Here is a 26,581-nt window from a genome sequence, read left to right on the forward strand (position 1 = left end):
AGATGCCCGCATGGACCTTCTGAGCCTTATCTGCCTCGCCGTCTTTCCGATCCTGATGATCGCAACCGGCCTGCACGATCTGACGACGATGCGGATTCCGAACTGGATCTCCCTGGTCCTGCTGGCGACCTTCTTTCCGGCGGCGCTGCTGGTCGGTCTGTCGCCGGTCGAGGTCGCGATCCATGTCGGTGTCGGCTTCGCCGCCCTGATCGTGGGCATGATCATGTTCGCCCTGCGCTGGATCGGCGGCGGAGACGCGAAGGCCCTGGCGGCCGCCTGTCTGTGGATGGGCCTTACGGGTCTGGCCCCCCTGTTGCTATGGACGGCGATCGTCGGCGGCGGCTTCTGTCTGCTGCTGCTGCTCGTCCGCCAGTATTATCCGATGGTCGCGCCTGCCGCGTCCCGCATCGGGTGGCTCGCCCGGCTGATGGAGCCGAAGGGCGACATTCCCTATGGCGTCGCCATCGCCATCGGCGCCCTGATCGCCTTTCCCGAGGGGGATCTGGTGGTTCGCTTTCTGACGGCGCGGTAGAGGCGTCGGCGCGCGGCTTCCTCGACGCTTAGGAAGCATTAACCCGCCGGCCTCATGATCGTTAACGGTAGGGCGTCGAGGATCGACTCCGGGTCGTCACGCCTGCCGGAGACCTCTGGATGAAGCCCGCCCGCATCGCCGTCATCTGTATCGCCGCCGTGTCGGCCCTGGGCCTGGCGCTGGTCGTCCGCGCCATGGGGAACGGCGAGCCCGCCGCCCCCGCCGCCGCCGCGCCCGTCGAGACCCGGCCGATGGCCAAGATCCTGGTCGCGGCGAAGAATCTGGAGCCGGGCAAACGCCTGGCGGAGTCGGACCTGGCCTGGAAGGACTGGCCGGTCGACGAGGTCAATCCGGCCTTCATCACCGACGGCTCCACACCCATTCCGGCCAAGCCCGCCCCTGAAGGCGCCGGCGAAAAGGCCGGCGCCGCCGTCGAGCGCGTGGCCGAGGCCGCCGGCCAGATGGCCGGCCCCGGCGCCAAGTCCGACTATATCGGCTCGGTGGTGCGCGAACCCATCCTGGCCGGCGAGCCCATCGTCGGCCGCAAGATCGTGCGCGCCGGCGACAGCGGCTATCTGGCCGCCTATCTGGAGCCCGGCATGCGGGCCATGGCCATCGCCGTGACGGTGGAATCCGCCGCCGGCGGCTTCATCCTGCCCGGCGACCGGGTCGATGTGGTCCTGACGGTGCAGAACGAAGGCGGAAGCTCGGCCGTCGAGGGCGGCGGCGTAACGGCCAAATATTCCTCAGCCACCGTGATGCAGAACGTCAAGGTTCTGGCCATCGACCAGTCCACGCGGGCCGGCGACGACGCCCAGGCCGTGGTCGGCGCGACCGCCACCCTGGAGGTCCGCCCCCAGGACGCCGTGCTCCTGGCCCAGGCCAAGTCCGAGGGCGAACTGTCGCTGTCGCTGCGCTCCTATGCGGACACGGCCGGGCCCTCGGGCGCGACCCGTGCGCCCCGGGCCGTCGCCAGCGCTTCCCGCAGCGTCCGCGTCTATCGCGGCGGCGAACCGGAAGTGGTGAACACCCCATGAGGAAGACGCCCGTGCGCAAGACCGTCGCCCTGGCCTGCGTCCTGCTGGCCGGCCTGGGGGCCGCCCCGGTCGCCGGCCTGGCCCAGACGCGCGCCGCCGTGTCCATGGGCGCCGCGCCGCAACTGATCAATCTGCCGCGCGGGACGTCCTTCGCGGTCGATCTGCCGGCCGACGCCCGCGACGTTATCGTCGCCAATCCGCAGGTGGCCGAGGCCATGCTGCATTCCCCGCGCCGCATCACCGTGATCGGGATTGCGCCTGGCGAGACCGACGCCGTCTTTCTGGACGCCGCCGGCCGCACCATCCTGAGCCTGCGGGTGCGGGTCGATGCGGGAACCAGCGCGCTGCAGGACACGCTCAGCCGGCTGGTGCCGGGCAGCCAGATCCGCGCCGAGGCGGTCAACGACAGCGTGATCCTGAGCGGGGTCGCCGATTCTCCGGCCCAGGCCGTCCAGGCCGCTCAGGTGGCCCGCGCCTTCGTGTCCGCGCCGGAAAAGGTGCTGAACATGATCAGCATCGCCGGATCCGATCAGGTGACCCTGAAGGTCCGGGTGGTCGAGGTTCAGCGCAGCAGCCTGAAGCAACTGGGATTCAACGCCGACATCCTGAAGGGATCCGGCATCCATTCCTACGGCTTCACCCGGCCCAACACCTATGGCGTCAACGGCGCGGCGACCGGCGGCAACTCGCTTTGCTATAATCAGACTGGCGGTCGAACGACGAACGTCTCGAATTCCAATTCGGCGACGAGCAACGTCAACAACTCAAACAGCACTGTCGATGTGGTCCAAACCAATAACGGCGATGATCTGAATTTTGATCGCAGCACCACGACCAACAGTTCGGGCAGTTCGCTGTCCAACGTGATTTCCAATGTTGCATCCACGGCCTTCCGGACGATGACGGGCACCAACGCGACGGGGTGCCTGGAAGCCTTCGAACGCGTGGGCTTGGCCCGCACCCTGGCCGAGCCGAACCTGACCTCGGTCAACGGCGAATCCGCCAACTTCCTGGCGGGCGGCGAGTTTCCGCTGCCGACGGGTCGCGACAAGGACGGCAATATCACCGTCACCTACAAGCCCTACGGCGTGGGTCTGGCCTTCCGCCCGATCGTGTTGTCGGGAGGACGGATCTCGTTGCAGGTCAAGGTCGAGGTGTCGGAACTGACCGACCAGGGCGGCTTCACCATCGGCGCCGGCACCCCCTCGTCGATTACCCTGCCAGGCCTGACGGTTCGCCGCAGCGAGAATACGGTCGAACTGCCTTCGGGCGGCTCGATGATGATCGCCGGCCTGCTTCAGGAAAGCACGCGTCAGACGGTGGATTCTTTGCCCGGGGTCACCAATCTGCCGGTGCTCGGCTCGCTGTTCCGGTCGCGGGACTTCCTTAACGGCGAGACCGAGCTGGTCGTGATCGTCGAACCCTATATCGTCAGCCCGACCTCGCCCGATCGCATGCAGACGCCGGCCGACGGGCTGCGCATCGCCAGCGACTCGCAGACCATCCTGTTCGGGCAACTGAACCAGGTTTACGGATCGCCCGCCCCCTCCGCCCCGTCCGGCCCCACGTGGCAGGGCGCGGCTGGCTATGTGATCGAGTGAGCTCATGATCCGGACCCGCAAGCCGTTTCTCGCCCTGACCCTTTCGACCGCCGTGGTCGGCCTGACCGGGTGTGTGGGCGGTCCCGCCAGCCTGGGCGGGCCGGCCCCGCTGACGCCGACGTCGCGCTATTCACTTCAGGTCGAGGCCGGCCTGGACCGCATCGCCCTGGCCGTGCACGACGACGGGCTGTCGGCCAATCAGAACGCCGCCCTGCGCGACCTGGCCCAGCGGTTCGCCGCTTCCGGCGCGGGAACCGTGGTGATCGAGGCGCCGGCCGGCGGGGATCCCGTTTCCGCCCAGGCCGCCCACGAAGCCAGAACCGCCCTTGAGCGGATCGGTCTGCCTTCGGAGCGTCTTCGTCTCGTCAGCTATGTCGGGCCGGATCCGCGCGCCCCGGTGCTCGTCGGTTTTGAGACGGTCCAGGCGGCCGTGCCGCGCTGCGGCGCGGCCTGGGGCAATCTCAGCCGGACGGGCGACAACATGTCCGGGGCGAACTTCGGCTGCGCCGTCACCGCCAACCTGGCCGCCCAGATCGCCGATCCGCGCGACATCGTGGCGCCCCGGCCCATGACGCCCGTCGATGCGACGCGTCGCTCGGTGGTGTTCGACAAGTATCGCGCCGGCCAGCCTACGGCCGCGCCCCAAGAAACCCTGGTGGCAGGCGCACGCGTCTCCACGGCCGTGGATTGAGGCTCATGAGCACCGCCACGCCCCGCCCCCTCTCGAGCTTCGACGACGGCTTTGACGTCGATATGGACTTCTCGGAGCCGACCGCCTTCCCGGCCGAGCCGGAGCGGTCACCGCTGCAGTTCACCGCCCCGGCGCCCATCCAGCCGTCCGTCCAGCCTGCCCCCCCGGGGTTCAATCCCGTAGGCGAAATGGTCGCCCAGGCGCAATCCACCCTGGCGCCGGCTCCCGCGCCCGTAGCGCCGGAAGCGGCCGCCACTCCGTCCGGCGTCGTCCCGGCCGAAATGGCCGGCGGTCTCGCGGCCGTCGGATCCATCGGCGAAGTGTCGGTGCCGCGGATCGCCATCCATGTCTTCGCCGAACGCCAGGACACCCTGGCGGCGGCCGAGCGCGCCGCCCAGGACCGACGCCTGTCGCGCGCCACCACCCAGATCCGCATCGGCGGGATCATGGCCGCCGTCGAGACCTATCAGCACGAACCGACCCCGCCGCTGATCATCGTCGAATGCCTGAAGGATCCCCAGACTCTGTTGTGGGAAGTGGATCAGCTGGCCGAGGTCTGCGACGCCGGCACCAAGGTCGTCGTCGTGGGGCCGACCAACGACATCCTGCTGTTCCGCGAACTGATGCGTCGCGGGGTCAGCGAATATCTGGTGGGCCCGCTCCAGCCGCTGCAACTGATCGCGGCCATCGGCGGCCTGTTCAACGACCCGGCCCAGCCCTTCGTCGGCCGGTCCATCGCCTTCGTCGGCGCGCGGGGCGGGGCCGGAGCCTCGGCCGTGGCCCACAACACCGCCTATGCGATCTCGGAACGGATCGGCGCCAACACCGTCATCGTCGATTACGACCTGCCGTTCGGCACCGCCGGCCTGGACTTCAACCAGGATCCGCTGAGCGGCGTCGCCGACGCCCTGGGCCAGCCGGACCGACTGGACTCGACCCTGCTGGACCGGATGATGGTCCGCTGCACCGACAAGCTCAGCCTGTTCGCGGCGCCCGCCACCCTGGACACCGACTGGGACATCTCGACCGAGGCCTTCGAGGAGGTGACGACGCGCATCCGCTCGACCGCGCCCTTCGTGGTCCTGGACCTGCCGCACCTGTGGTCGCCGTGGATGCGCCGCACCCTGATCAGCGCCGACGAGGTGGTGATCGTGGCGACGCCGGACCTGGCGGCCCTGCGCAACGCCAAGAACATGATGGACCTGATCCGTTCGGGCCGCCCGAACGACGCCCCGCCGCGCCTGGTGCTGAATCAGGTCGGGGTGCCCGGTCGTCCCGAGATCCCGGCCAAGGATTTCGGCGCCGCCCTGGGCGTTCATCCCAGCCTGATCATCCCCTTCGACGCCAAGACCTTCGGCGCGGCCGCCAACAACGGCCAGATGATCCTGGACGCCGGCGCCAAGACCAAGGCGGCCGAGGCCTTCCAGACCCTGGCCCAGATCGTGTCGCGCCGGGAAATCCCCGTGATCGCCGGACCCAAGTCCAAGCCCGGGAAGGCGGCTTCGACCGAGTCGAAATCCCTTTTCGCCTCCATGTTCAAGAAGCGCTGAGGGGTGTTCGGCAAGCGCACAGGTCAGCCCGGCGTCGTTCCGGCTCCGATGCGTCCCGCCCCTGCGGGCGTCGCCGGCGCCGCGCCCGAGTTCGCCCCGCGACAGCCCGCGCCGGGCGTCCAGACCGAGGCCTTCGCCTTCGGCGGCGCGGCCGACCTCGAGCCCGCTGTCGAGGCCTTCGCCCCGGCCGCTTCGGGGCAGGCCCAGGCTCAGCCGGCCGCCAAGGCCGACCGTCTTGACGCCCTGGCGTCCCGCCCGACCCCCGAGGCCGCGCCCCCCGCCGCGCCGGGCGGCAAGCCCGCGCCCGGCCCCAAGGCTACGGCCGGGTTCGAACAGCTGAAGAAGGCCCAGGCGGTCGCCGAGATCGTCCGGGAACAGAGCGACTATTATCACGCCACGAAGACCACCATCTTCAATGCGTTGATGAACACCATCGACCTGGCCCAGCTGGCCCAGCTGGACACCAAGGCGGCGTCGGAAGAGATCCGCGACATCGTCGCCGAACTGGTGGCGATCAAGAACGTCTCCATGTCGGTCGCCGAACAGGAGCACCTGGTCCAGGACATCGTCAACGACGTCCTGGGCTACGGCCCGCTGGAGCCGCTGCTGGCCCGCGACGACATCGCCGACATCATGGTCAACGGCGCCGGCCGGGTCTTCATCGAGGTCGGGGGCAAGGTCCAGCTGACCAATGTCCGCTTCCGCGACAACGCCCAGCTGATGAACATCTGCCAGCGGATCGTCTCCCAGGTCGGCCGCCGCGTGGACGAGTCGAGCCCGATCTGCGACGCCCGCCTGCCGGACGGTTCGCGCGTCAACGTCATCGCCCCGCCCCTGGCGCTGGACGGGCCGACGCTGACGATCCGGAAGTTCAAGAAGGACAAGCTGACGATGAAGAATCTGGTGGAGTACGCCTCCATCAGTCCCGAGGGCGCACGCGTCCTGGGCGTCATCGGCGCCTCGCGATGCAATCTGGTCATTTCGGGCGGCACGGGCTCGGGCAAGACGACCCTGCTGAACACCCTGACGGCCTTCATCGACCCCACCGAACGGGTCATCACCTGCGAGGACGCGGCCGAACTGCAGCTGCAGCAGCCGCATGTGGTGCGTCTGGAGACGCGCCCGCCGAACCTCGAAGGCCAGGGCATGATCACCATGCGCGACCTGGTGAAGAACTGCCTGCGGATGCGTCCTGAACGGATCATCGTCGGCGAGGTGCGCGGACCCGAGGCCTTCGACCTGCTTCAGGCCATGAACACTGGCCACGACGGCTCCATGGGCACGCTGCACGCCAACTCCCCGCGCGAGGCCATCAGCAGGATGGAGTCGATGATCACCATGGGCGGCTACGGCCTGCCGTCCAGGACCATCCGCGAGATGATCGTCGGCTCGGTCGACGTCATCATCCAGGCGGCCCGGCTGCGCGACGGCTCGCGCCGCATCACCCACATCACCGAGGTCGTGGGCCTGGAAGGCGATGTGATCGTCACCCAGGACCTGTTCGTCTACGACATCACCGGCGAGGACGAGAACGGCAAGATCGTCGGCCGCCACCGTTCGACCGGCATCGCCCGTCCACGCTTCTGGGACCGCGCCCGCTACTATGGCCTGGAGCGCGAACTGGCGGACGCCCTGGACGCGGCGGAGTAAGGACATGTTGCCGATCCTCGCCGCCGTTCTGGCCTTCATCACCATCGGCGGCCTGGGCTGGGTCTTCGTCGGCGGCGACGATTCGTCCGGCCAGGCGGTCAAACGGGCGCAGAACCTGGGCGAGGGAAAGCGCAACGCCGCCACGGCGCGCAAGGCCGCAGCCGCCGCCAACACCCCCGAGGCGCGCCGCAAACAGATCATGGTGCAGCTCCAGGAAGCCGAGCGCCGCGAGCGCAAGGCGCGCGCCAATATGGCGGCCAAGCTGAAACAGGCCGGACTGACGATCAGTGTACGCACCTTCTACATCATCAGCGGCGGGGTGGGCCTGATCGCCGCCGTCGCCGCCCTGGCGTTCGGCCTGCATATCCTGATCGTTCTCGGCCTCGCGATCGTCGTCGGCCTGGGCCTGCCGCGGTGGATCGTCGGCTTCCTGGCCAAGGCGCGGATGAAAAAATTCTCGCTGGAGTTTCCCAATGCGGTGGACGTCATCGTTCGCGGCATCAAGTCGGGCCTGCCGGTCCACGAATGTTTCAAGATCATCGCCCGCGAAAGCCCCGCCCCACTCGGCCCGGCGTTCAAGAAGCTCGTGGAGGCGCTGGGCGTCGGCATGACCCTGGAACAGGCTCTGGACAAGATGTTCGAACAGATGCCGACCCCGGAACTGAGGTTCTTCACCATCGTCATCGCCATCCAGCAGAAGACGGGCGGCAATCTGGCTGAGGCGCTCAGCAATCTGTCGACCGTGTTGCGCGCGCGCCGGATGATGCGCGAGAAGGTCAAGGCCCTGTCTTCGGAAGCCCTGGCGTCCGCAGGCATCATCGCCTCCCTGCCGCCGGCCGTCATGACGATGGTGATGTTCACCAGCCCCGGCTACATGATGGCCCTGTTCACCGACATCCGCGGCAACGCGCTGCTGCTCCTAGCGGGCGCATTGATGGGGACGGGGGTCTTCGTCATGAAGCGCATGATCTCGTTCAAGATCTGAGGTCGGGACCGTGGACGCCTTCATTCGCTTCATCACCGACCCGCAGAACCTGCTCAGCCTCGGCGTGGGCGTGCTCGTCTTCGCCACCGTCCTGACCCTGCTGTCGTCGATGACGGGCGGGGTGAAGCTGGACCAGCGGATGAAGGCGGTGTCGGAACGCCGCGACGAACTGAAGCGCCGCTCCCGGGCCGCCATCCACGCGGGGCCGGGCGGATTGCGCCATACGGACGATGAGGGGTTCAAGAAGCGGGTCGTGGACCGGCTGAACCTGACCCAGCTGCTGGAAGATCCCAAGGTCGCCAACCAGATGGCCCAGGCCGGCTATCGCGGCCCGCGCCCTTTGACCACCTTCTACTTCTTCCGCTTCGCCTCGCCCTTCATCTTCCTGATGGTGGTCGCCTTCTACATGTTCGTGATCAAGGTCGTAGACTGGCCCACGATGCAGAAGGTCACCGCCTGCATGGCCGCCGCCGTCGCGGGCTTCTATGCGCCCAACCTGTTTCTGACCAATCGGATCACCAAGCGCCGCACCTCGATCATGCAGGCCTTCCCCGACGCCCTCGACCTGTTGCTGATCTGCGTCGAGGCAGGGATGTCGATCGAGGCGGCGATCGCCAAGGTCAGCCAGGAGATCGGCACATCGTCCATCGAACTGGCCGAGGAGCTGTCCCTGCTGTCCGCCGAACTCAGCTATCTGCCGGACCGGCGCATGGCCTACGAGAACCTGGGCAAGCGGACCAATCATCCCGGCGTCAAATCCGTCGCCGTGGCCATGACCCAGGCCGAGACCTACGGCACGCCCCTGTCCTCGGCCCTGCGGGTGATGGCCAAGGAAAACCGCGACCTGCGGCTGTCGGCGGCGGAGAAGAAGGCCGCCGCCCTGCCGGCTCAGCTGACCGTGCCGATGATCCTGTTCTTCCTGCCGGTCCTGTTCATCGTCATCCTGGGCCCGGCGATCCTGAACATCATGGACACGATGGCCAAGGGCTGATCCGGCGGCGCTTCAGGCCTCGGCTGCGGCCTTGAGATTGTCGACGATGGCCTGATGCGCGTCGCGCAGGGCGATCCGGTGCTTGTCGTGGAACAGCTCGCCCCTCAGCCCCGCGAACTTGTGAGCCGACGAGACGATGCAGCTGCCCTTTTCCAGCTCCTCGATGTCGATGTAGCGCAGGGTGCGGAACAGGAAGCCCCGGTTCTCGGTCCAGACCAGCCGCACATAGGGCCGCCAGTCGGCGATGCGGGCCACGACCGCGCGCTCCGGCTGACCGGGAAAGGCCTCGGTCAGGGTCAACTGGCCGCCGAAGGCGATGGCGCCCGAGACCTCGGTCTCGTGCGGATTCCATTCGTTCCAGCGCGACAGGTCGGAGACCAGCTCCCAGATCCGGTCGGAGGTCGCCCGCACGCCGGCGCGTTTCTCGATCTTGGTGTCGTCCATGCCGCCGATCTGGCACGACTGGGCGGCGGAAGAAAGACGTCTCAGTCGGGCGTTACCACCTTCAGCCGCCGGCCGTCGTCCAGCCCCAGCCGCGTCTTGACCTCGAACAGGTCGGCGCCGGCCGGGATGATCAGCAGTTTCTTGGGATGGGCGGCGTTGACCGCCACCACGCCGCCCTTGGGGCAGATGTCGAAACAGTCGGTCCCCGCCACCGTCAGCTCGCCCTTGCGCCCCTTCTTGCCCTTCTTCAGGTGCAGATATTTCCGCAGGGCCTTCTTCAGCGTCAGATCGCCGTCCGGCCCGAAGCCGCCGTCCAGCTTCTTCGAGCATTTGCGGCACACCAGCACGACGTCGCGCCACTCGGTCGTCGTGCTCTTGATCGGCTTGGCCATGATTCGATTTTCGCCGAGCGATGGTCGTTGCACAAGCGGCCCCGGCGCCCTCATCCTGCGGCTTCTCCGATTTCACGGGATATCCACATGCGTCGCCTGTTCGCCGTCTCCACCCTGGCGCTGCTGCTCGCGGCCGGCTCCGCCCAGGCCCAGGCCGTCGATGCGGCCAGCGTGAACGCCGCCGTCCAGCGTGTGACGCCCCGGGTGGTCGAATGGCGCCGCGACTTCCACCAGCATCCCGAACTGGGCTTCGCCGAGACCCGCTCGGCCGCCGTCATCGCCGATCACCTGCGGTCCCTGGGGCTGGAGGTCCGCACCGGCGTCGGCAAGACCGGGGTGGTCGGCGTCCTGCACGGCGCCCGTCCGGGCCGGGTCGTGGCCCTGCGCGCCGACATGGACGCCCTGCCGGTGCAGGAGGCGACGGGCCTGGCCTTCGCCTCCACCGCCACGGGCACATACATGGGCAATACGGTTCCCGTGGCCCACGCCTGCGGCCACGATATGCACATGGCCATGTTGATGGGGGCGGCCCAGGTCCTGGCCGGGATGAAGGACCAGATCGCCGGCACGGTGGTCTTCGTCTTCCAGCCGGCGGAAGAGGGCGCCCCTCCCGGCGAACCCAAGGGCGGCGCCGCCCTGATGATCGCCGAGGGCGCGCTGAACGATCCCAAGCCCGAGGCCATCTTCGGCCTGCACGTCGTGCCCGGCCGTCCGGGCAGCGTCTTCTACCGGCCAGAAGGTTTCATGGCCGCCTCGGACCGGGTGGATATCGTGCTGAAGGGCAAACAGACCCACGGCGCCTGGCCCTGGCGCGGCGTGGACGTGATCGCGGTGGCGGGCCAGGTGATCGAGACGGTCAACACCCTGACCGCCCGAACGGTCGATCCGACCACCACCCCGACGGTCTTCACCATCGCCACCCTGAGCGCCGGCGTCCGCTACAATATCATCCCCGACAGCGCGACCCTGTCGGGCACCCTGCGCACCTTCGATACAGCCCAGCGCGACGCCCTGGTCGCCCGCGCCGAGACCGCCATCGACCATGTCGCCGCCGCCTATGGCGCCACCGCCGAGTTCGGCGTCAAACAGAACGCCGCCCTGGTCTTCAACGACCCCGGCCTGTCCGCCTGGCAGGCCCCGGTCCTGACCGAGGCGGCCGGCCCCGGCAACGTCAACCCCGCCACGCCCCCGACCACGGTGGCCGAGGACTTCAGCTATTTCCAGCAGGCCATCCCCGGCGTCTTCTACCATCTGGGCGCCAGTCCCGACGGCGTGGACCCGTCACAGTCGGCGCCCAACCATTCGCCGGAGTTCTCACCGAACGAAAAGGTCTTGCCGCTGGGCGTGAAGACGCATGTCCTGACGGCGCTGCGGTTTTTGGAGCGGAGTTAGGGGGAGGTGGGCAATCGGGAGGCGTAACCCGTCACTTTGGGTGCTTGTAGTGCGCGCGTCTGTTCTTAATTCATAACCAGGTTGTCCTCGGGCCGATTCAGGCCTTTTAAAAGGTTGAACATGCCGACCCGGCCAGCGCATGCTTCACATGAGCTTAATACAACGTCAGCATTCTCAAGCTGCGCGAGGGGAGGCGAGAATGGCTGAAATCCGTGAGCAATATGCAGCGGTGGTTCTGCTCGGCCATATGAACCCTCTGATCTTCCAGCCCGAGTGGCTCCGCGCCAATAACATTATTGGTGAGTCGGAGGCCAAAGCGGCAGTGGAAAATGGCGGTGATGACGTAATTCATAAGGAAATCACACAGCTTTCGTTGGCAAAAAAGAGTATCTTAGTCGAGCAAGGCCGTTTCACGGTGACTGCACTAGAAGAGCCTTTGGTGTCAGCGAAGGATTTTGCTTTAGGTTGTTTTCGGCTTCTGCCTCATACGCCGATTTCTGCGATGGGTTTGAATTTTATAACCGTCTTTCGCCTGAGCGATCACGTGAAGTGGCATGCAATGGGCGATGGCCTTGTTCCGAAGGCGCCTTGGGATGCCCTGCTTGCTCCACCAGAGGGAAAACAAGGCGTTCGAGTAGGGGGCATGCGCAATCTAACGATTGAGCGCAGCCAGCGGCCGGACGAGCATTTAGGTTACATTCGAGTGATTGTTGAGGGGGTTGAGGGCAGCCAGCCGGACACCAAGTTTGGCGTCAACGACCACTATCAATTCGACCCCAAAAGCCCGAAGTCAGCGGGCGATGTAATGGACCTGTTGGAAGAGCAATGGGAAATCGCGCGTTTACGCGCTAAGAAAATCACAGATTCAATTATGGACTGGGCAGATGGCCTTTGACGGAACGCCACTTCAAACTGCTGTCAGAGTTGGGCGAGCCAATGTTTCCCTTCCGCAGAATCCGCTACCGACGGAGGTATACCGTACGCGCGGCGAAGAGAGGATCGCCGGCTCCTTTGAGACTGCACAGCTCGATGATGACGACCGGTTCAACTCGGCGCAGGAACATCCTGCCCTGCAGGTCCGGCTGCCTCGCGCCGATCTCGCAACGGTAAAACCGCTTTCCCTCGGCCGGCTGCAAGTGCTTCAGTCGTGGGAAGGTTTCGTAATGGAGATCAACGACACCGAAGGCACATTTGGCGCGCGGCTTGCCGATCTTACCGACGAAGAGAACACCGAAGAATACGCAGAGTTCGACCTCAGTGAAGTTGACTCTGACGATCAAGAGCTCCTGCGAGTTGGTGGCGTCTTTCGGTGGTTGATTGGTTATAGGGAGAACCAGTTCGGTCGTCGGGAGCGGGTTTCGTCTATCGTATTCCGTCGATTACCCGCGTGGACGGCTCGCGACCTAGAAGCGGCGAAGGCCGAGGGCGCTGCAGTTGCAAATGCTCTTCTCTGGGACTGATTATGACCTTGCGCCAGCCAAGGACGAAGTCGAGGTCACGATTATCGGTCCCGGCTATGGCGAAGCAATATGCATTCATATCGGCGACGGGCGCTGGATTCTCGTAGATAGCTGTCGCCCACAGGCGACAGATCTGCCATGCGCCTTGGCATATCTCGCAGATATAGGTGCCGACTTGTCGCTCGTTGCGGGAGTTGTAATTTCCCACTGGGACGATGATCACGTTCGAGGACTGGGTGATGTGATCGAAGCATGTCCGGATGCCCGGGTTATTGCTTCCAACGCGTTCAAGAAGGACGAGTTTCACGTTTACGCCGCCGCGCACAAGAACCCGCTCACTGCGAAGGTTAGGGCAGGCGTTAAAGAGTTGCGCAGAGTGTTTGAACTGCTCGGTGAGCGGCGCACTCCGCTGACCGGGGGGTATCCGGACAGGCAGATCTGGGCACCCGGAAGTATACCCCTTTCCCATGGGGCCGACTTTTCACTCTGGACGCTTTCACCCTCCGATGCGGAATACGAGAATTTCTTGACGTGGCTGTCGGAAGAAATTCCCGAGATAACCGAGACCCGTCGAGTTTCAGTTCCTCGGCTTCGCAACGATCTATCGACAGTCGTACTTCTGTCTGTGGGCGACATCGTAGTGCTCCTTGGAGGAGATCTGGAAGAACACCGAGGTAAGCCAGAATTCGGCTGGAGCGCCATCCTCTCCAGCACAGGGCGCCATCAATCTAAGGCCTCTCTATTCAAAATCGCCCATCACGGATCCCTGACTGGTCATCATGATGACATCTGGACGAAACTTCTAGAAAGCGAACCGGTAGCGGTTCTCGCTCCATGGAAGTTAGGCGGAGGGCAATTGCCCAAAAAGTCGGACGTTGAGCGCATTCTTGCTCTTACGCCGCACGCGCATTCTACTGCTACAGTGCACACAAGGGCGGCGAAGCTGCGGGACTCCATCGTCAAAAGAGAAATCAAGGCGACGACGAAATCGTTCAGGAGCGCTGCTCAGATACCCGGAATGGTGCGGTTTCGCCGGAACGTTTCGGCCAGCGCCTGGTCAACCGAGCATTTTGGAGCCGCAGTACCACTAGCGCGTGCTCACGGTTAGTCTCGGTTCGGCCGAACGTGATCGAGACGTTTGGACGTGTCTGCAGGCCAAGCCTTACCGACTTCGTCGTCCGCTCGGGAGCGTCAGGGCTGGCATCCCATCCCAATTCTTTAACGAAACCCCCACCTTTTCAACCCCCTACCGCCCGCAAACACCCCTCAATCCATCACGCCCCAAAACCGTGCGACACTTCCCGTCCGGTCTTTGACAACCCAATCCCCCACACCCCCACGCCCCGGCCTCGCCGCGCGCGAAATAGACAAATTAGACGAAATAGACTCTCTTTTTTTCGCAGTGGATCCGTCTATTTCCCCGGCCTCACAACCGCTCGAACACCGTCTCGATCACCCGCCGATAGACCGCCGTCAGGGTCTCCAGCTCCGCCGTCGGCACCCGTTCGTCGATCTGGTGCATGGTCTGGCCGACCAGGCCCAGCTCCAGCACCGGGCACAGGGCGCGGATGAAGCGGGCGTCGGAGGTGCCGCCGGTGGTCGAGGCCTCGGGCCGGCGGCCGGCGACGGCCTCGACCGCGTCCTGCACCGCTGCGACGAAGACCCCCGGCTCGGTCAGGAAGGCCTCGCCCGAACACAGGTGGTCCAGGGTGATCTGCAGCCCGGTCTCGCCCTGGATGGCGCCAGCCTCGCGGTTCAGCCAGTCGATCAGCCCGTCCCCCGTATGGCTGGGGTTGAAGCGGATGTTCAACCGCGCCTTCGCCTCGGCCGGAATGATGTTGGTCGCCGGATTGCCGATGTCGATAGTAGTGATCTCCAGGTTCGACGGGGGGAAACCTTCGTATCCGTCGTCCAGCACATGGTCGTTGAGCCGGCTCATCAGCCTGGCGATCACCGGCGCCGGATTGGCCGCCCGTTCCGGATAGGCGACGTGGCCCTGTTTGCCCGTGACCGTGATCCAGGTGTTCAGCGAGCCGCGCCGCCCGACCTTGATCATGTCGCCCAGGTGCTGCGACGACGACGGTTCCCCCACCACGCAGGCGTCGATCACTTCGCCCTCGGCCGCCAGGGTCTCGACCACCCGTTTGGTGCCGTGAAGCGCCGGGCCTTCCTCGTCCCCGGTGATCAGGAAGGAGAGGGAGCCTTCGGGTTCGCCCTCGGCGATGACCTGGGACACGGCGGCGACCCAGGCGGCGATCCCGCCCTTCATGTCCACGGCGCCGCGTCCGTACAGGACGCCGTCCTTGACCTCGGCGGTGAAGGGTTGCGACGACCACTGTTCGGACGGCCCGGTCGGCACCACGTCCGTATGGCCGGCGAAGCACAGGTTGGGCGAGGCGGTCCCGCGCCGCGCGTACAGGTTCTCGATCCGCGCATGGACCCCTTCGCCCCCCGGCCCCTCGAAGGCCAGGCGGCGGCAGTGGAAGCCCAGGGCCGTCAGATGCCGTTCCAGCACGCCCATCGCCCCCTCATCGGCGGGGGTGACGGACGGAATACGGATCAGGTCGCGGGTCAGTTCGACAGGATCGATCACAGGAGTTGATGCGCGGCTCATGCGCCTATGCTTTACGGACATCGCGTCACGGCGAGAAGGCCCATGCCCAAGATCGACATCGACGCCGCGCCCGGAGGCGACGGCACGACCTATCCGGACGAATTCGCCGGCCCCTGCCTGTCGCGCCGCCGCTGGAAGCTGGGCGATGCGGCGGGCCTGAGCCAGTTCGGCGTCAACCTGCTGCGCCTGCCCGACGGCGCCTGGTCCAGCCAGCGGCATTGGCACGAAGCCGAGGACGAGTTCGTCATGGTGGTCGAGGGCGAGGTCGTCCTGATCGAGGACGACGGCGAGACGGTGCTGCGCGCCGGCGACTGCGCCGGCTTCAAGGCCGGCGTCCCCAACGGCCACAGGATCGAGAACCGATCCGGCCGCGAGGCGGTTCTGCTCGAGGTCGGCACGCGCAGCCCGACCGTAACGGCCTGCGACTACCCCGACATCGACATGGTCCTGCCTGCGGGCGCGGACCGCTACTTCCACCGCGACGGTTCGCCCTATCCGAAACAGCCCAGACGCACGTGACCACAGACTCCCCCGACACCGCCCCCTCCAGTCCCTGGGGCATCCGCGACTTCCGCCTGCTGTGGTTCGGCCGCGTGGTCGCCGTCCTGGCGATCCAGATCCAGTCCTCGGCCCTGTTGTGGCAGGTCTATGAGATCGCCCGGCGCGACCATCCGATCGAGCAGGCCAGCCTGTATCTGGGCCTGGTCGGCCTGTGTCAGTTCCTGCCGCTGCTGGCCTTCACCCTGCCGGCCGGGGCCATGGCCGACCGGCGCGATCGCAAGCGCACGGTGTGGATCTCGATCCTGGTCGAGGCCGCTTGCGCCGGTTCCTTCCTGGCCATGGCCCTGCACGGCAACCCGCCCCTGTGGGGGCTGCTGGCGGTCGCGGCCCTGTTCGGCGCCGCGCGAGCCTTCCTGGCGCCGGCCAGCCAGGCCTTCCTGCCGATGGTGGTGGGCCGCAAGGCCCTGCCGCCCGCCATCGCCGCCCAGTCCATCGCCTTCCAGACCGGCGCCATCGCCGGCCCGGCCCTGGGCGGGGTGATCGTCGGGGTCAATGTGCCCCTGGCCTATGCCGTGTCCCTGGGCATGTTCCTGCTGGCGGTCGCGGCCTTCATCCTGATTCGCACCAGCGGCAAGCCCGCGCCCCAGGCCAATCCTCTGTCGCCGATCGACTCGGTCAAGGAGGGGCTGGCCTATGTGTGGAAGACCAAGATCGTCCTGGGCGCCATCTCCCTGGACCTGGTCGTGGTGCTGTTCGCCGGGGTGGCCCTGCTGACGCCGATCTTCGCGCGCGACATCCTCCACGTCGGCCCCCAGGGGTTCGGCCTGTTGCGGGCTTCGTTCGGGGTCGGCGCCATGGCGGTGGCCATCTATCTGAGCCGTTACCCCATCGTGCGGCACGGCGGCCGGTGGATGTTTGCGGCGGTGGCGGTGTTCGGCCTGTGCACCCTGACCTTCGGCCTGTCCAAGATCGTCTGGCTCAGCGCCCTGGCCCTGTTGATCGGCGGCGGCGCCGACATGATCAGCGTCAACATCCGCCAGACCCTGATCCAGCTGGCCACGCCCGACCATATGCGCGGACGGGTGTCGTCGGTCTCCATGCTGTTCATCGGCGCCTCGAACGAACTGGGCGAGGCCTATTCCGGGGTGATGGTCCGGCTGCTGGGCGCTGTCGGGGCGGCGGTGTTCGGCGGTTTCGGCGCGCTGGCGGCCACGGGCGCCTGGTCGGCGATGTTCCCCGGGCTGAGGAAGGCGGACAGGCTGACGTGAGCTTCTCCCTCCCCTTCATGGGGAGGGGCGGCGCAGCGCAGCGAAGCCGGGGTGGGGCAGTCAGGACCTCGCTCGCGCCCCTTCGGACCCCACCCTGATCGCTACGCGATCGTCCCTCCCCATGAAGGGGAGGGAGAGGTCACCACACCCTGAAATGCTTCGACAGCTTCAGGCCCTGGTTCTGATAATGGCTGCCGCTTTCGCCATACAGGCGGCTGGGGCGTTCGGTCAGGGGTTCGTAGACCAGGCGGGCGACGATCTGGCCGTGTTCCAGCAGGAAGGGGGTGTCGTGGGTGCGGACCTCCAGCACGCCTTTCGACCCCGCGCCATGCGCCTCGTCCGTACCGAAGCCGGGGTCGAAGAAGCCGGCGTAGTGGACGCGGAACTCGCCCACCGACGGGTCGATGGGGGTCATTTCGGCGGCTTGGTCGACCGGGATCTCGACATCGTCGGACGAGGCCAGGATGTAGAACTCGCCCGGATCCAGCAGCAGTTCGCCGCGCCGCAGGCTCAGCGGCTCCCAGAAGTCGCGCGGGTCATGGCCGTCGATATGGTCCAGATCGACCACCCCCGCATGACGCCGGCCCCGGAAGCCGACGATGTCGCCGCCCTGAAGATCGACGCCGACCGAGCGGGTCTCCAGCTTGGGCGGATCGCCGGCCTTGAGCCGCAACTGGTTCAGGCGCGTGCCGGGGCGGACCAGGATGGAGAAGGTCTGGGGCGCGACCTCCAGATAGAGGGGGCCGTCATAACCTTCGGCCACGTCGTCGAAACTGGCGCCCTGATCGGTCAGCAGGCGCACGAAGACGTCCACCCGGCCGGTCGAGGACTTGGGATTGGCCCGGGCGATCAGGCCCTTGGGCAGGTTCAGCCGCTCCTGAAGGCGCACGATATAGACGCAGCCCTTTTCCAGAACGACGCCGGCGTCGGTGATCTCGATCCGGTGCATGGCCACGTCGGCGATCCGCTCCTCGACCTTGCGGCGGCCGGGCAGGAAGGAGGCGCGCACGCGCCAGGCTTGGTCCGACAGGCGCAGGTCCAGGCTGGCCGGCTGGACCTGGTCGTGATCGAACGGGGTGTCGGACGTGATGGCGCCCGTGGCGATCAGCGTCTCGATGGACTGGGCGGGCAGGATGCCGGGACGGGGCGCTTGGAAGGAGCTCATGGCGTCTGTCTCACACGGTTTTCACGACTTGTCTCCAAGTCGCGCTTGCAGCCCGCGCGCGGCGGGGCGAGCATATAGCCCATGCACGATGGTCCTGCCTATACCGCCGAAACGAACGGCATCCTGATCCGGGTCCGGCCCAGCTATCTGGCGGGCCAGTCGGACCCCGATGAGGGGCGCTGGGTCTGGGCCTATCAGATCGAGATCGTGAACCTGAGCGGATCTACGGTGCAGCTGATGGCGCGTCGCTGGACCATCACCGACGGTCACGGCCATGTCGAGGAGGTGCGCGGACCCGGCGTGGTGGGCGAACAGCCGGTGATCGAACCGGGCGGCAGCTACGCCTACGCCTCGGGCTGTCCGCTGAGCACCGACAGCGGGTCGATGGTCGGGGCCTATTATATGACGGATGCGGACGGGCGCAGTTTCGAGGCGGAGATTCCGGCGTTTTCGCTGGACACGCCCGATGCGCGGCGGGTGTTGAACTGATCGAAAAGCGGATGGGGCTGCGTCAACCCGGATGAACCGCAGCCCCGCCCCCTGAAGTCTCGCCGGCCGCTTGCGCAGGCCGGCGAGGGGGAAGTCGGCTCCATAAGGAGCATCTTTGACGCGGGGATGACCCGCGCGAAGCGCCGCGCTCAAGTAGCGCGAAGCGCGATAGCGCCCTTAAATATATCTACGCAGACTGCGGGCCAGGTCCGAACCGCTTTCCTTGCTGCCGCGGCGGACTTGCGGCTGGTAGGCGACGCGGGCGTGTTCGACGCAATAGACGCCTTCCGAGGCGCGGCGGCCGCAGAAGCTGAACTCGCGCGACGACGGGTCGCCGATCGGCCATTTGCACATGTGCGCGCCCAGGGTCATGACCGTGGCCGTCCCCGGCAGGTCCGGGATCGGGGCGGCCGGGGGCGTCGGCGGGACCGGCTTGGACGAGACGGCTTCCAGGCGGCGCGGAGCCGAAGGCTGGGGCGCCTGGGCCGGGGTCGCGGCCGCGGCGGCCGGACGCGGGCGGGTGGTGCGGAAGCTGGTCGCGGTGCGCGCCGGCTGCGACGGAGCGGCCCGGCCCGACAGGCCCAGACGGTGCACCTTGCCGATCACGGCGTTGCGGGTGACCCCGCCGCCCAATTGTTTGGCGATCTGGCTCGCGGACTGGCCCTCGAGCCAGAGCTTCTTCAGCGCGCCTACGCGGTCGTCGGTCCAGCCTGCGGTCATGCCACCCTCAGCGAGTTTGGATTCAATATCTAGGTCCAGATTCCCCCTCCGGGGTCTTGACCTACCACTAATCGTAAACCAGCCGTTAAGAGACGCAAGATGTGCGAATCAACCGTCCACAGAAACCAGATATTGAATCATCGTTAAGGTTAAGACTGGTTCGTCAGGCATGACGCGTGAATCGTGAGTCAGCGAAGGTCACGATTCACCAATCACGGGTCACCACGCCCTTGCGAAGCCACGTCTCAAAGCGCATCTGGCGGCCCATGACCGAGACGCCCGACCTGATCTCCACCCGCCCCGCCGGCCTGCCGCAGCCGCGGCGTTATCCGGGGGTCAACTGGATCGGGGTGCAGACCCTGTATCTGCGCGAGGTGCGGCGGTTCTGGAAGGTGGGGGCTCAGACGGTGGCGGCGCCGGTGGTGACGACTCTGCTATATATGCTGGTCTTCGTAGTCGCGCTTCAGGGCGCCCGGCCGCCGCTGCACGGCACGCCCTTCGCCCTGTTCGTGGCGCCCGGCCTGATCATGATGGCGGTGCTGAACAACGCCTTCGCCAACGCCTCGTCCAGCCTGATCCAGGCCAAGATCATGGGCACAGCCACCGACTTCCTGACCCCGCCCCTCAGCCCGCTGGAGCTGACCCTGGGCTTCACCCTGGGCGCCGCCACGCGCGGGGCGGTGGTCGGTCTGGTCACGGCCCTGTGCGTCCTGCCGTTCGCGCCGCTCGGCGTGGCCAATATCTTCGCCATCGTCTGGTTCGCCCTGGCGGCCAGTTTCATCATGGGCATGACCGGGATTCTGGCGGGCCTTTGGAGCGAGAAGTTCGACCATCTGTCGGCGGTCCAGAACTTCATCGTCATGCCCATGACCTTCCTGTCGGGCACTTTCTATCTGGTCGACAATCTGCCCGAGCCGTTCCGCTCGTTCAGCCGCTACAATCCCTTCTTCTATCTGATCGACGGCTTCCGCTACGGCTTCATCGGCCATGCCGAGAGCAACCTGACGATCGGCGTGATCGGTTCGGCCGTGCTGATGGTCGTCATGGGAGTCGTCTGCTGGCTGGTGTTCCGCTCGGGCTGGCGTCTGAAGAGCTAGCGCGCCGGAAGCAGCCCCGCCATGGCGTCCAGATAGGCGACGAAGGCGGTCCGGCCCTCTTCGGTCAGCCGGGCCTCGGTCAGGGGCTTGCGGCCGACGAAGCTCTTGGTCACGGCGACGAAGCCCGCCTCCTCCAGCTTTCGCAGATGGACCGACAGATTGCCGTCGGTCGTCTGCAGCCGGGCCTTCAGCGTATTGAAATCCGCCGCCTCGGCCCCCGACAGATAGGCCATGATGCCCAGCCGGATCCGCCCGTGGATCACCTCGTCGATCCGGCTGATATCGAAATCATCCGCCATTAGACGATCTCCGACGGTTCCTGCCGCATCAGGATCAGGCCGGGGAGCAACGCGACGGCGACGAGGACGACCGTGAAGATCAGATAGATGGCCGGAGTGTCGATGAACCAGGCCACGCCGACAGCGCCCGCATAGGACAGCAGGGCGGTCAGGGACATCCAGCGCGCCCCGCTCATGGCCGCGCCGACCATCCAGGCCGAACCATAGGCCACCAGCACCACGGTCGGCATGACCGACATCCAGCCCCAGTCCCCGCTCTTCACCGAAAGCGCGACCAGTCCCAGCCAGGTGACGAAAATGCCGTAGCCCACGCCCGACCAAGCCGCGCCCACCGCGCGATTGCCGGAAGACTGGCTGCCCGGCCGACCCTTCTGTTGGCCGATCAGCACGACTAGGGCGATGGCGAAGACAATCCCCGCCCCGATCCACAGCCAGAGCTGCGCCCACGGATTGACGTCGATCACCCCAGATTGAATGGCCCACTGGCCGATGTTCGCCGTGCCGAAGATAAGAGCCGCGGCGACGAGAAACCGTCCCGCCAGCAACGGCGCGTGCCGCCCCTCGTGGGCCAAGGCCCGCATATAGGCGATGTCGTCCTGAATAGTCTGTGCGTCGCGCGCCATGGCGCCCTCCTCCTGAAATCCGATGATCACAGGATGCACAATGCACTTTGGTTTGTAAAGTTCTTTCTCGTTATTAGGCCCTTCCCCATACATGGGGAAGGGGCGCGGCGGTCCCCCTCCCCGCAAGGGCGGGGAGGAGACAAGCGGCGATCACCGGAACGGCGGCTCGTCGAAGGCGCGGAGTTTGCGGGAGTGCAGGCGCGAACCCTCATTCCGCATCAGGTCCACCGCCTGAATGCCGATCTGCAAATGCTCAGAGATCGAGCCTTCGTAGAAGCGGTTGGCCTGGCCCGGCAGTTTGATCTCGCCGTGCAGCGGCTTGTCCGAGACGCACAACAGGGTGCCGTAGGGGACACGGAACCGGTAGCCCTGGGCGGCGATGGTGGCGCTTTCCATGTCGATGGCCACGGCGCGGCTCTGGTTGAAGCGCAGGGCCGACTTGGAATAGCGCAGCTCCCAGTTCCGGTCGTCGGTGGTGACCACCGTGCCGGTCCGCAGACGCAGTTTGACCTCGTCGCCCGGCATGCCGCTGACCGACTTGGTGGCGTCGTACAGGGCGCGCTGGACCTCGGCGATGGAGGGGATGGGGATGTCCGGCGGCAGGACCGCGTCCAGCACATGGTCGTCGCGCAGATAGGCGTGGGCCAGGACATAGTCGCCGATGGTCTGGCTGGCGCGCAGGCCGCCGCAGTGCCCGATCATCAGCCAGACGTGCGGGCGGGTGACGGCGAGGTGATCGGTGATGGTCTTGGCGTTCGACGGGCCGACGCCGATATTGACCAGGGTCACGCCCTTATGGCCCGGCGCGGTCAGGTGGTAGGCCGGCATCTGGTGCTTCTTCCAGGCCGTGTCGCTGATCGCCGCTTCGGGGTTGGCCGTCTCGCGCGTGATGACGACGCCGCCGGCGCAGGACAGGGTCTCATAGGGGGTGCCCGGCGTCTGAAGCTGTTCGATGGCCCAGCGCACGAACTCGTCGACGTAGCGATTGTAGTTGGTGAACAGGACATAGGACTGAACATCATCCACCGGCGTGCCGGTGTAGTGGCGCAGTCGCGCCAGCGAGAAGTCGGTCCTCAGCCCGTCGAAATGCGACAGAGGGAAGTCGCCGCCCATGTCGAACAGGCCGTCGGCGATCTCGTCGCCGATATGGGCCAGGTCCGTGGTCGGGAACCAGCGCGCCAGGGCCGCCGTCATCGACCGGTCCAGCGCGACCTCCAGTCCGTCCGTCACATAGGGGAAGGGGATTTCCTGCTTCGAGATCCCGACCTCGAAGGTCGCGGCGTACTCCTGTTCCAGCAGGCCCAGCTGTTCGGTCAGATAGGGGCGGAACAGGTCCGGCCGCGTGATCGTGGTGGCGTAGGTTCCCTGTTTCGACAGCCGGGCGTAGGCGCGCGGCTCCAGGTCCTGGGGACGATCCCCGTCCCAGCGGATGCGAAGTTCCGGATAGGCGAACACCCCTTCGGCGCGTTTCAGCGGATCGGGCCGCGCGCCGGTGTTGACGAAATCCCGCACGGCGTCGCGCAGGTTGGTCACGGATTGGGTGTAGAGGGTTTCGAGGCGGTCCAGCGCCGCCTGTGCTGTCATCTGTTCTGTCATGACTTCCTCTAGCGAAGCTTCTTGGCTTTGGCGAGGCGCCAAGCGGTCAACCTCGGTATCGCTGCATTGCAGCAATTTATGACAGGGCGACGGTTGCGGATCGGGGCGTGACAGCGCATCTGGCCCAAATGTCTTCTTCCCCTGCGTCAGCCCCCGCCAAGAAGGAGCTCGGCTTCGTCGAGTTCGTCTGCCTGATCGCCCTGATGATGGCGCTGAACGCCCTGGCCATCGACTCCATGCTGCCCGCCCTGCCGCATATCGGCGCCGACCTGAACGTGGCGACCGACAACGACCGTCAGTGGGTCGTGACCGCCTATCTGCTTGGATTCGGCGGCGCGCAGTTGTTCTACGGCCCGCTGGCGGATCGGTTCGGAAGAAAACCCGTCCTGCTGTTCGGCGTGGGCGTCTATGTGGTGTTCAGCCTGCTGGCCACCCTGGCTCCGAGCTTCGACATGCTGATCCTGGCGCGGATCGGCCAGGGCCTGGGCAGCGCCTGCACCCGCGTGCTGGCCGTCTCCATCGTGCGCGACCGCTACGAAGGCCGCACCATGGCCCGGGTCATGTCCTTCAGCTTCCTGGTCTTCCTGGGCGTGCCCATCCTGGCGCCGTCGCTGGGGCAGTTGATCATGCTGGTCGGACCGTGGCGCTGGATCTTCGCGGGCCTGGGCCTGATCGGCGTGGCGTTGATCGTCTGGGCGACCCTGCGCCTGCCCGAGACGCTGAAGCCCGAGGATCGCCTGCCGATCCAGTTCAAGCGTCTGACGGCGGCCTACAAGATCGCCCTGACCGACCGCACGGCCGTCGGCTACACCCTGGCGATGACGGCCATCACCGGGGCCCTGTTCGGCTTCGTCAACTCGTCGCAGCAGATCTTCGCCGATGTCTTCCATGCCGAGGCGGCGTTTCCGGCCATCTTCGCCCTGATCGCGGGCGGCATCGCTGTGGCCTCGATCGTCAATGCGCGGCTGGTGGTGAAGCTGGGATCGCGCAAGATCTCGCACACGGCTCTGATCGGCTTCACCGGCATTTCTGCGATCCACGCACTCGTCGCCCTGAGCGGTCATGAGACGATCTGGACCTTCGCGATCCTTCAGACCCTGACCATGTTCTGCTTCGGCCTGATCGCCGGAAATTTCGGGGCCATGGCCATGGAGACGATGGGCCATATCGCTGGCACCGCCGCCTCGATCCAGGGCTTCATCTCCACCATCTTCGGCTCCCTGCTGGGTTTTGCGGTGGGCCAACAGTTCAACGGCACCACCGTACCCATGGTGCTGGGCTTCACCGTCTTCGGCCTGATCGCCCTGGCCTGGGTCCTGTTCGCCGAACGCGGCCGGCTGTTCCGATCGCATCACGCGCCCGGCGCGACGGCGCACTGAGGCTTTACCGACCGCAGGCTTGATCTTTTCGACGTTTCCGCGCGTTCTCCGGCCAACCCCTCTGGTCAGCCCCGGAAAGCCTCGATGAAGCGCAAAGCCTTCGGTCTCGTCTCCACCCTCGCCCTTGCTTCGGTTCTCGGCCTCGGCGCCTGTTCCACCCCGACCGGAGGAACCGCGTCGATGACGCCGCCCCCCATAGCGCCCGCCCCAGGCCCCGATGCGGTCGACAGCCACACCTACGCCCGGCCCGAGATCGCCCGCGTCGTCGACGTCGCCCTGGACCTGACCGCCGACTTCAACGCCAAGACCCTGTCGGGCACGGCGACCCTGGACATCCTGGCCGTCCCCGGCGCCAATGAGGTGATCCTGGACATTCGCAATCTGGACATCCAGGACGTGCGCGACGCATCAGGTCAGCCGCTGCGCTATGTCGTCGGCGACAATGACGCCATCAAGGGCCAGCCCCTGACCGTCTATTTCCCGGCCTTCGCCGCCAATGAGCGGCGCAAGATCACCGTCCGCTATTCGACGCGTCCCGACGCGGCGGCGCTGCAGTGGCTGAGCCCGACCCAGACGGCGGGCGGTCAGAAGCCCTATCTGTTCAGTCAGGGCCAGGCCATCCTGACCCGGACCTGGGTTCCGACCCAGGACAGCCCCGGCATCCGCCAGACCTATTCGGCCCGCATCACCGCCCCCGCCGAACTGACCGTGGTCATGAGCGCCGACCAGCTGACGCCCAAGGGCGAAGCCGCCGCAAATGGAATGAAGTCCTGGCGCTTCCGGATGGACAATCCGATCCCGCCCTATCTGATCGCCATCGGCGTCGGCGACATCGCCTTCGCGCCCTTCGACGAGCGGACCGGGGTCTGGACCGAGCCCAGCCGCCTGCGCGCCGCCGCCGCCGAACTGGAGCCGACCGCCGAAATGGTGGACGCGGCCGAGAAACTGTACGGCCCCTATCGCTGGGGCCGGTACGACCTGCTGGTCCTGCCGCCGTCCTTCCCGTTCGGCGGGATGGAAAACCCCAAACTGACCTTCGCCACCCCGACCATCATCGCCGGGGACCAGTCGCTGGTCTCGCTGGTGGCGCACGAACTGGCGCACTCCTGGTCGGGCAATCTGGTCACCAACGCCACCTGGAACGACTTCTGGCTGAACGAGGGCTTCACCACCTATTTCGAGAACCGGATCATGGAGTCGATCTACGGCCATGACCGCGCGGTGCAGGAACAGGTGCTGAGCTGGGACGGGCTGCAGGACGAGCTGAAATCCCTGCCCGCCGCCGACACCCGCCTGCATCTGGACCTGACCGGCCGCGACCCCGACGACGGCATGAACACCATCGCCTATGACAAGGGTTCGGCCTTTCTGCGCACCATCGAGCGGATCGCTGGCCGCGAGAAGTTCGACGCCTGGCTGCGCGGCTATTTCGACCGCAACGCCTATCGGCCGATGACCACGGCCATGTTCCTGGAGGACATCCGCACCCATCTGGTGAAGGGCGACGCGACGCTGGAATCCGAACTGCAGCTGGACGCCTGGGTCTATCAGCCCGGCTTGCCGTCCAACGCCGTGGCCCCGGTGTCGAACGCCTTCACCCCGGTCGATGCGGCCGCCGTGGCCTTCTTCAAGGACAAGGGACCGGCCTCGGCCATTCCCTGGGCGGAGTGGAACACCCAGCAGCGCCAGCGCTTCCTGGGCTGGCGTCCCGAAGGCCTAGCGGCGAACGCCGACTGGCTGACCGCCGCCCAACTGGCCGATCTGGAGCGCACCCTGAACCTGGCGAACGAGGGCAACAGCGAACTGACCTTCGCCTGGCTGCAGATCGCCCTGGCCCACCGCTATCAGCCGGCGGTCGCGACGGCGGAGAAATTCCTGACCAGCCAGGGACGGCGCAAATTCGTCCTGCCCCTGTTCCAGACCCTGTGGAACGAGGGCGACTGGGGCCGATCCATCGCCCGCCGCATCTACGCCGAGGCCCGGCCTCTGTATCACCCGGTCACCAGCGGTTCGGTCGATCAGTTGGTGGGACGGCCTTAAGGCAAAAGACCCTCTCCCGCTTGCGGGAGAGGTGGCCCGGCGTTCGCGAAGCGAACCAGGGTCGG

Annotated in this window: 26 protein-coding genes; 18 read left to right on the forward strand and 8 right to left on the reverse strand. The window is 66.4% G+C overall.

Annotation, left to right across the window (positions count from 1 at the left end; translation table 11 throughout):
- Positions 1–10 precede the first annotated feature (10 nt).
- The 8 genes from GGR11_RS10060 to GGR11_RS10095 all read left to right on the forward strand — a co-directional run bounded on the left by GGR11_RS10060 (position 11) and on the right by GGR11_RS10095 (position 9,037).
- Positions 11–532, forward strand: coding sequence for an A24 family peptidase (locus tag GGR11_RS10060; RefSeq protein ID WP_183196648.1), 522 nt, complete (start codon positions 11–13; stop codon positions 530–532).
- 119 nt (positions 533–651) lie between these two features.
- The gene (gene cpaB, locus GGR11_RS10065) at positions 652–1,569 is read left to right on the forward strand and encodes a Flp pilus assembly protein CpaB (protein WP_183196650.1); all 918 of its coding nucleotides are present in this window, start codon (positions 652–654) and stop codon (positions 1,567–1,569) included.
- The gene (locus GGR11_RS10070) at positions 1,566–3,170 is read left to right on the forward strand and encodes a type II and III secretion system protein family protein (RefSeq protein WP_183196652.1); all 1,605 of its coding nucleotides are present in this window, start codon (positions 1,566–1,568) and stop codon (positions 3,168–3,170) included. Before cpaB ends, GGR11_RS10070 begins: the two co-directional genes overlap by 4 nt.
- Before the next feature lie 4 nt (positions 3,171–3,174).
- Positions 3,175–3,861 carry a CpaD family pilus assembly protein gene (locus GGR11_RS10075; protein WP_183196654.1) on the forward strand — a complete coding sequence of 229 codons (687 nt, stop codon included), beginning with the start codon at positions 3,175–3,177 and terminating at the stop codon, positions 3,859–3,861.
- A 5-nt stretch (positions 3,862–3,866) separates the two neighbouring features.
- Positions 3,867–5,411 carry a CpaE/TadZ family protein gene (locus tag GGR11_RS10080; protein WP_183196656.1) on the forward strand — a complete coding sequence of 515 codons (1,545 nt, stop codon included), beginning with the start codon at positions 3,867–3,869 and terminating at the stop codon, positions 5,409–5,411.
- A 3-nt stretch (positions 5,412–5,414) separates the two neighbouring features.
- Positions 5,415–7,061, forward strand: a complete 1,647-nt coding sequence (locus tag GGR11_RS10085) for a TadA family conjugal transfer-associated ATPase (protein WP_183196658.1) — start codon at positions 5,415–5,417, stop codon at positions 7,059–7,061.
- Between the two features lie 4 nt (positions 7,062–7,065).
- A complete protein-coding gene (locus GGR11_RS10090; protein WP_183196660.1) occupies positions 7,066–8,046 on the forward strand; it encodes a type II secretion system F family protein in 981 nt (326 codons plus the stop codon).
- A 10-nt stretch (positions 8,047–8,056) separates the two neighbouring features.
- The gene (locus tag GGR11_RS10095) at positions 8,057–9,037 is read left to right on the forward strand and encodes a type II secretion system F family protein (protein WP_183196662.1); all 981 of its coding nucleotides are present in this window, start codon (positions 8,057–8,059) and stop codon (positions 9,035–9,037) included.
- Between the two features lie 12 nt (positions 9,038–9,049).
- Here the strand turns inward: GGR11_RS10095 and GGR11_RS10100 are convergent, their stop codons facing one another.
- A complete protein-coding gene (locus tag GGR11_RS10100) occupies positions 9,050–9,481 on the reverse strand; it encodes an SRPBCC domain-containing protein (protein ID WP_008261741.1) in 432 nt (143 codons plus the stop codon).
- Positions 9,482–9,522: 41 nt separating this feature from the next.
- The gene (locus GGR11_RS10105; RefSeq protein ID WP_008260764.1) at positions 9,523–9,873 is read right to left on the reverse strand and encodes a hypothetical protein; all 351 of its coding nucleotides are present in this window, start codon (positions 9,871–9,873) and stop codon (positions 9,523–9,525) included.
- An 87-nt stretch (positions 9,874–9,960) separates the two neighbouring features.
- Here GGR11_RS10105 and GGR11_RS10110 point away from each other — a divergent pair, with 87 nt between their 5' ends.
- The 4 genes from GGR11_RS10110 to GGR11_RS10125 all read left to right on the forward strand — a co-directional run bounded on the left by GGR11_RS10110 (position 9,961) and on the right by GGR11_RS10125 (position 13,833).
- Positions 9,961–11,265: an amidohydrolase gene (locus tag GGR11_RS10110; protein ID WP_183196664.1), complete on the forward strand. Its 1,305-nt coding sequence runs from the start codon at positions 9,961–9,963 to the stop codon at positions 11,263–11,265.
- A gap of 199 nt (positions 11,266–11,464) precedes the next feature.
- Complete coding sequence (locus GGR11_RS10115; protein WP_183196666.1) at positions 11,465–12,160, forward strand: hypothetical protein; 696 nt, start codon at positions 11,465–11,467, stop codon at positions 12,158–12,160.
- Positions 12,150–12,725 carry a hypothetical protein gene (locus tag GGR11_RS10120; RefSeq protein ID WP_183196667.1) on the forward strand — a complete coding sequence of 192 codons (576 nt, stop codon included), beginning with the start codon at positions 12,150–12,152 and terminating at the stop codon, positions 12,723–12,725. The genes GGR11_RS10115 and GGR11_RS10120 overlap by 11 nt, the downstream gene beginning before the upstream one ends.
- Entirely contained in the window at positions 12,706–13,833 is a 1,128-nt protein-coding gene (locus GGR11_RS10125) for an MBL fold metallo-hydrolase (RefSeq protein ID WP_246331826.1), read from the forward strand. Before GGR11_RS10120 ends, GGR11_RS10125 begins: the two co-directional genes overlap by 20 nt.
- A 318-nt stretch (positions 13,834–14,151) precedes the next feature.
- Here GGR11_RS10125 and dapE read toward each other — a convergent pair whose 3' ends face one another.
- Entirely contained in the window at positions 14,152–15,339 is a 1,188-nt protein-coding gene (dapE, locus tag GGR11_RS10130; RefSeq protein ID WP_183196671.1) for a succinyl-diaminopimelate desuccinylase, read from the reverse strand.
- A gap of 42 nt (positions 15,340–15,381) precedes the next feature.
- Between dapE and GGR11_RS10135 the strand changes: the two genes are divergently transcribed.
- Both GGR11_RS10135 and GGR11_RS10140 read left to right on the forward strand, forming a co-directional pair.
- Positions 15,382–15,858 carry a cupin domain-containing protein gene (locus GGR11_RS10135; RefSeq protein ID WP_183196674.1) on the forward strand — a complete coding sequence of 159 codons (477 nt, stop codon included), beginning with the start codon at positions 15,382–15,384 and terminating at the stop codon, positions 15,856–15,858.
- Positions 15,855–17,108 carry an MFS transporter gene (locus tag GGR11_RS10140; RefSeq protein WP_183196676.1) on the forward strand — a complete coding sequence of 418 codons (1,254 nt, stop codon included), beginning with the start codon at positions 15,855–15,857 and terminating at the stop codon, positions 17,106–17,108. Before GGR11_RS10135 ends, GGR11_RS10140 begins: the two co-directional genes overlap by 4 nt.
- A gap of 139 nt (positions 17,109–17,247) precedes the next feature.
- Here GGR11_RS10140 and GGR11_RS10145 read toward each other — a convergent pair whose 3' ends face one another.
- On the reverse strand, positions 17,248–18,273 hold the full coding sequence (locus tag GGR11_RS10145) for a 2'-deoxycytidine 5'-triphosphate deaminase (protein WP_183196678.1): 1,026 nt from the start codon (positions 18,271–18,273) through the stop codon (positions 17,248–17,250).
- Positions 18,274–18,354: 81 nt separating this feature from the next.
- Between GGR11_RS10145 and apaG the strand changes: the two genes are divergently transcribed.
- Positions 18,355–18,762 carry a Co2+/Mg2+ efflux protein ApaG gene (apaG, locus tag GGR11_RS10150; protein WP_183196680.1) on the forward strand — a complete coding sequence of 136 codons (408 nt, stop codon included), beginning with the start codon at positions 18,355–18,357 and terminating at the stop codon, positions 18,760–18,762.
- 177 nt (positions 18,763–18,939) lie between these two features.
- On the opposite strand, the gene gcrA is transcribed toward apaG, so the two are convergent.
- Complete coding sequence (gcrA, locus tag GGR11_RS10155) at positions 18,940–19,482, reverse strand: cell cycle sigma 70 cofactor GcrA (protein ID WP_183196682.1); 543 nt, start codon at positions 19,480–19,482, stop codon at positions 18,940–18,942.
- Between the two features lie 266 nt (positions 19,483–19,748).
- Here gcrA and GGR11_RS10160 point away from each other — a divergent pair, with 266 nt between their 5' ends.
- The gene (locus GGR11_RS10160; RefSeq protein WP_183196684.1) at positions 19,749–20,579 is read left to right on the forward strand and encodes an ABC transporter permease; all 831 of its coding nucleotides are present in this window, start codon (positions 19,749–19,751) and stop codon (positions 20,577–20,579) included.
- On the opposite strand, the gene GGR11_RS10165 is transcribed toward GGR11_RS10160, so the two are convergent.
- The 3 genes from GGR11_RS10165 to GGR11_RS10175 form a co-directional block, all read right to left on the reverse strand.
- Positions 20,576–20,878 (reverse strand): winged helix-turn-helix domain-containing protein, encoded by a 303-nt coding sequence (locus tag GGR11_RS10165; protein WP_154726070.1) that lies wholly within the window; start codon positions 20,876–20,878, stop codon positions 20,576–20,578. The two genes, GGR11_RS10160 and GGR11_RS10165, sit on opposite strands and share 4 nt — an antisense overlap.
- Positions 20,878–21,501, reverse strand: a complete 624-nt coding sequence (locus GGR11_RS10170) for a hypothetical protein (protein WP_221205243.1) — start codon at positions 21,499–21,501, stop codon at positions 20,878–20,880. The genes GGR11_RS10165 and GGR11_RS10170 overlap by 1 nt, the downstream gene beginning before the upstream one ends.
- 150 nt (positions 21,502–21,651) lie before the next feature.
- Complete coding sequence (locus GGR11_RS10175; protein ID WP_183196688.1) at positions 21,652–23,097, reverse strand: AMP nucleosidase; 1,446 nt, start codon at positions 23,095–23,097, stop codon at positions 21,652–21,654.
- Positions 23,098–23,225: 128 nt separating this feature from the next.
- Between GGR11_RS10175 and GGR11_RS10180 the strand changes: the two genes are divergently transcribed.
- Positions 23,226–24,476, forward strand: coding sequence for a multidrug effflux MFS transporter (locus GGR11_RS10180; RefSeq protein WP_183196690.1), 1,251 nt, complete (start codon positions 23,226–23,228; stop codon positions 24,474–24,476).
- 84 nt (positions 24,477–24,560) lie between these two features.
- Positions 24,561–26,516 (forward strand): M1 family metallopeptidase, encoded by a 1,956-nt coding sequence (locus tag GGR11_RS10185; RefSeq protein ID WP_183196692.1) that lies wholly within the window; start codon positions 24,561–24,563, stop codon positions 26,514–26,516.
- Positions 26,517–26,581 lie beyond the last annotated feature (65 nt).

The sequence above is a fragment of the Brevundimonas mediterranea genome, assembly GCF_014196125.1.
Taxonomy (GTDB): Bacteria; Pseudomonadota; Alphaproteobacteria; order Caulobacterales; family Caulobacteraceae; genus Brevundimonas; species Brevundimonas mediterranea.